This is a genomic window from Desulfovibrio sp. (assembly GCF_047607245.1).
Classification (GTDB): Bacteria; Desulfobacterota; Desulfovibrionia; order Desulfovibrionales; family Desulfovibrionaceae; genus Desulfovibrio.
This window is the reverse complement of record NZ_JASGDK010000153.1, coordinates 1-4,841: the sequence shown is the minus strand read 5'-3', so window position 1 is coordinate 4,841 and position 4,841 is coordinate 1. Positions and strand designations below refer to the sequence as shown.

Sequence of the window (4,841 nt, the reverse complement as noted above, 5' to 3'; positions counted from 1 at the left end):
GGTCCGGGGGCCGTGCCCCCGGACCAAGCCAAAGAAGTAACTGGTGATCTTGGCATCCATCCATACCACAGGCTTTTATCCGTACAGCCGCCCGCAGAGGGTCTAGTCCGTGTGTCCCAGCGCTTCCAGCGCGGTGCGCGCTGCTTGCTGTTCGGCTTTTTTGCAACTGCTGCCGCTGGCCACAAACAGGCTGCCGTCAGGCATACGCAGAGAAACTTCAAAAACCTTGGAATGCTCAGGCCCGTGGCTGCCTGTTCTCGTATACAGGGGAGCCTGCCCAAAACTTTGCTGTGAGGCTTCCTGCAAACGGGTTTTATAATCTTTTGCGGCTTTTCCGTCGCCAGCCCTGTTGGGCCACTGCCCGACAAACATGTGCGCTACAGCCTTTTGCGCCGCCGCAAAACCGCCATCTTCATAAACAGCCGCCAATACTGCTTCTAAAGCATCGCTGAGAACTGCGTCGCGTTTGCGTCCACCCTGGTTTTCTTCTCCCCTGCCCAACTTGATAAGCACATCAAGCCCCAGAGCGCGGGTTCTTTCAGCCAGACTCACCGCGCTTACAAGGTGTGAGCGCATCTTTGTCAGCTCACCTTCACGCGCTGAGGGGAAACGCTTGTAAAGCTCCCACGATACGCAAAGCTCCAATACGGCATCGCCAAGAAACTCCTGCCGCTCATTGTGCTCCTGCCCAGCAGCGCATTCATTGGCCCATGAGCTGTGCGTGAGCGCCAGTTTCAACAATTCCCGCCGGACAAAGCTGTGACCAAGCTGCTTTTTAACAAGTTCAAAAGCAGCATCCGTAGTATTTTCTGATGGAGTGTCAAAATTTTGCATGACGGTATTTTAGCTTTTTCAGCAGCCAAGGCAACAGAAAATGCCTTGACATGTGCTGCTCCAGTGCCTACCTAAAGCCATCAACACCCAGGAGCAAAGCATGGCTTACGATATTCGTTTGATGAAGCTGGTAACGGGCGAACTTGCCATTGGCAAGTACGATGCCGAAAAAGATTGCCTCAATGATGTGGCCGCCATCCAGAGCATTCCCACACAGCAGGGCGTGCAGATGATGATGCTGCCTTACGGCTATCCCTTCGAACCCGAATTCAACGGCAGCATTGAGGGAAAAAATTTCCTCTATCGCTACACCAGCACCCCCAAAGAACTTCAGGACAAGTACATCGAAGCCAGCACCAACCTTACCGTGGCCGGTGGCCTTGGCAGGATGCAGTTCAGCTCCGAACCCTTCAGCGGTTCCGGCAGCGGCCTGATCAAGTAGTTCGGTTTCCAGTACTGGCTTTTTTCAAGGGCGGCGCGCAAGGCCGCCCTTTTCGTACCCCCCGCCTTTTGCCCCATAAGGAAGATCATGCGTTCCCTCCTGCCACTTTTGCCGAAACCAAGCCGTTACGCGGGCATCGAAGACAACGCCTGCCGCAAAGATCCTCAGCATGTAAGACTGCGCGTGGCTCTGGCATTTCCAGATACCTACGATGTGGGCATGTCCTATCTTGGGCAAAAGATTCTGTATAATATAGTCAACAGCCGTCCTCACTGGTGGGCTGAAAGAGTTATGGCCCCGGAACGCGAAGCCGGAGACATCCTGCGCGAGCATGCCACTCCGCTGGCAACGCTGGAATCAGACACGCCTCTTGCGCAGACGCACTGCCTGAGTTTTTCCATTACGCATGAGCTTTGCTACACCAACGTTCTTTATATGCTTGATCTGGCGGGCATTCCTCTGCGCACGGCTGACCGTCCGCAGGATCTCACAGCCTGCCCCCTGATTATCGCCGGCGGCGGCGCGCTGCTCAGCGCAGAACCGCTAACGCCCTTTATTGACGTCATGGTGCTTGGCGATGGCGAAGAAAGTCTGCCCGATGTGCTTGAATTGCTGGAAAAGGCTTTGGACGCTGGCTGGTCCCGCGAGCGTATGCTGCTTGAGGCCCGGCACATTCCGGGCGTTTACGTGCCCTCGCTTTTCACAGCCCGGCCCGAAGCCCCCACAGCGCCGCCCGTGCCCCTGCTGGCCGATTATACCCGGCCCGCACGCCGCATTGTGGCAGACATCAACAATACCCCGTACCCGGCCAAGCAGGTTGTGCCTGTTGGGGCCGTACACAACAGGCTGTCGCTTGAAATAGCGCGCGGTTGCACACGGGGCTGCCGGTTCTGTCATGCAGGCATGGTTTATCGTCCTGTGCGGGAACGTTCGCTGGAGACCATTCATAATCTGATGGACGATTGCCTCGGTGATACGGGCTTTGACGAAATTTCTTTTCTGTCTTTGAGCACGGGCGATTTTTCTGCATTGAAAACCCTGTGCTTTGGCGCCCTGGATCGCTGCGCCCGTGAGCAGATCGGTCTTTCCCTGCCTTCGTTGCGGGTGGGTTCCATTGATGATGAAATCATCGAGCGCATGTCCGATCTGCGCCGCACTGGCTGCACACTCGCCCCGGAGGCTGGCAGCCAGCGCCTGCGCGACGTCATTAACAAGGGAGTCACCGAAGAAGACCTGCTGCTGCACGCCCAGAAGCTGCTTGAGCATGGCTGGCGGCAGGTAAAGCTCTATTTTATGATTGGCCTGCCCACTGAAACGGACGACGACCTTGCCGCCATTACGGAAACCTGTATCAAGGTTCGCGACGCGGCAGGGCGCGGTAGCCCGCGTCTGCAAGTTACAGCCGCCCTTTCGCCCTTTGTGCCCAAGCCTTTTACGCCCTTTCAGTGGGTGCCCCAGATCAGCCAGGAAGAAATCCATAGGCGCGTGCATCTGGTACGCCAGCAGTTCAAAGGGGTAAAATTCCTCAAGCTGCGCTGGCATGAACCTGCCATGAGCCATCTGGAGGGCATTCTGTCCCGCGCGGACCGCCGCATGGCCGATGTTGTGGAAAAGGCCTACCGCAAAGGGTCCATCTTCACCAGCTGGATGGAGCATTTTGAACTTGCCCCCTGGCTTGAAGCTCTTGAAGAGTGCGGCCTGAACGCACAGGAATACACAGGCGAACGCCAACCCGGCAGCCCTCTACCCTGGGGGCACCTTGAAGCGGGTATTTCAGAGGAATTTTTACTGCGTGAATGGCAGCGGGCCCTTGGGGAAAAAATTACCGACGACTGCCGTTATGGCGCTTGCCGTCAGTGTGGCGCGTGCGACACCAAGGCCGGACCGTCGCGCATGCCGCACACCCCCTCGCCTGCCTGTGCTGGCACACCGTTGCAAGAATCCGCAGCAGAGAAGCAAGCTGCCGAAATCACCACCGCTTCTGAGGCACAGGTGCAGGATGCGCCTGATGGTTCTGAATCCGGCGCGATTATGCAGACAGCAAATCTGCCAGACAGCCACCTGCACCGTAACCGGCTTATTTTCTCGCAACGCGACCAGCGCGCCCATCAGCCAAGCCGGGATGAAGAAGGACGTCTGGTGTGCCGACCTCCGGCCAGCCGCCCGCCCAAAATCACTACCGAGCTGACCGTCAAGGCAGCCCAGTACCGCATATGGCACAGCAAGGCAGGCGGCAGCGCCTATTTGAGCCAGCTGGAGCTGCAGGCAGTTCTGGACCGCGCCCTGCGCCGCGCCGGGCTGCCAATGGCTTTTTCGCAAGGTTTTCACCCCATGCCGCTCATGTCGTTTGGCCGTGCGCTCCCTGTGGGCGTGGAAAGCCACGCGGAATGGTTTGCCCTGACCCTGCACAAAATACTGCCACCGAAGGAAATTGCAGACCGCCTGAACCCTCTGTTGCCGCCCGGTATGGAGATCATCCGCATAGAATTTGTAGACAAGAGCCACCGCACGGAACAAGCTCTTGCCGAGGCTTTTCGCCTGACGCTGCCCACCCTGGATGAAACCCGCCAGGCTGCTCAGTGCTTCACAGAGTTCGCCGCCTTGCCGGAACTGAATTTCACCCGGGATACAAAAAAAGGCCCGCGCACTGCAAACATCAGGGCCATGCTGCGCCAGTGGGAACCAATTGTGGATGAGCAGCACAATAATGCCATTGAGGCCGTGACATTTGTGGCTGACTGGAGTAATGGTTACCTGTCACCCCTGCTTTTTGGAATGGCGATATTGCAACCTCTGGGAACGCCAGACATATTGCGCCCCAGACTGCGGTTAGTAAAAACCGCGCAATTATTCGCTGATGAAAAACTGTATCCGTAGGGGACGCCCCCTACGGGGCCTGTTTACGTTCGCTGGCCTTTGCGTCAGCTTTTGCCCTTGCCCACGGGAGAGAAAGTATGGCTTCCTGTATCCCCTTTGCTGATGAAGAACCTTTTGCCGAGCGTGTCAAAACCCTGGCTGACGACGAACTGTTGGAAATCTGGGAAGAAACGCAGCAAATTGAAAATATGATCTGTGCGGAGCTGCACGCTGATTTTTCACTGGCCCCGGATTATGAAAAAACCATTGTGGAAGAGTTGACCCTGCGCTCCAGCCGGCGCATAAAGGCCCGGCCCGAAGCAAAATAAGACCCGCTGGATGCCCCAAGGGCTCCACAGAAAATCACAGGGCTTTCTTCAAATAGATCATGTCTTTCAGAAGAACGCCGTCTTCCACAATTGGCTCACGATAGTTGTCCACAAAAAAATCTTTGAGGCGGTGCGAATACTCAAATCCGCACCGCCTGTAAAAGCATAGATGGCGCGGGCTTTCTCCCGTGCCCACCTGCAGAATACGCCCTCTGCCCTGGTAGTGGCCGCTTACATGCTCCATCATTCGGGTTCCGTAGCCCTGCCCCTGGTATCTGGCTTCTGTGGCCAGATTTTTTATTTCAACCACGCCATCCGCTTCCTGCGTGACCACGCAGACGCACTTGACCCCCTGATCGTGCAGGACAAAAAGATCACCT

The 4,841-nt window shown here is 56.6% G+C and carries 5 protein-coding genes; 3 read left to right on the top strand and 2 right to left on the bottom strand.

Annotated features, from left to right (window positions below):
• Window positions 1–102: 102 nt before the first annotated feature.
• Entirely contained in the window at window positions 103–834 is a 732-nt protein-coding gene (rnc, locus tag QM579_RS11745) for a ribonuclease III (protein WP_414999328.1), read from the bottom strand.
• 100 nt (window positions 835–934) lie between these two features.
• Between rnc and QM579_RS11740 the strand changes: the two genes are divergently transcribed.
• The 3 genes from QM579_RS11740 (at window position 935) to QM579_RS11730 (ending at window position 4,461) form a co-directional block, all read left to right on the top strand.
• A complete protein-coding gene (locus tag QM579_RS11740; protein ID WP_414999327.1) occupies window positions 935–1,276 on the top strand; it encodes a hypothetical protein in 342 nt (113 codons plus the stop codon).
• Window positions 1,277–1,363: 87 nt separating this feature from the next.
• Window positions 1,364–4,153, top strand: coding sequence for a TIGR03960 family B12-binding radical SAM protein (locus tag QM579_RS11735; RefSeq protein ID WP_414999326.1), 2,790 nt, complete (start codon window positions 1,364–1,366; stop codon window positions 4,151–4,153).
• Between the two features lie 77 nt (window positions 4,154–4,230).
• Window positions 4,231–4,461, top strand: a complete 231-nt coding sequence (locus QM579_RS11730) for a hypothetical protein (protein WP_414999325.1) — start codon at window positions 4,231–4,233, stop codon at window positions 4,459–4,461.
• A 34-nt stretch (window positions 4,462–4,495) separates the two neighbouring features.
• On the opposite strand, the gene QM579_RS11725 is transcribed toward QM579_RS11730, so the two are convergent.
• Window positions 4,496–4,841, bottom strand: a 346-nt coding sequence (locus tag QM579_RS11725) for a GNAT family N-acetyltransferase (RefSeq protein ID WP_414999324.1), incomplete at its 5' end; no start/stop codon positions are given.

Coding starts and splice junctions, on each gene's coding strand:
- rnc (WP_414999328.1), bottom strand. CDS start 834: ATGCAAAATTTTGACACTCCATCAGAAAATACTACGGATGCTGCTTTT.
- QM579_RS11735 (WP_414999326.1), top strand. CDS start 1,364: ATGCGTTCCCTCCTGCCACTTTTGCCGAAACCAAGCCGTTACGCGGGC.
- QM579_RS11740 (WP_414999327.1), top strand. CDS start 935: ATGGCTTACGATATTCGTTTGATGAAGCTGGTAACGGGCGAACTTGCC.
- QM579_RS11730 (WP_414999325.1), top strand. CDS start 4,231: ATGGCTTCCTGTATCCCCTTTGCTGATGAAGAACCTTTTGCCGAGCGT.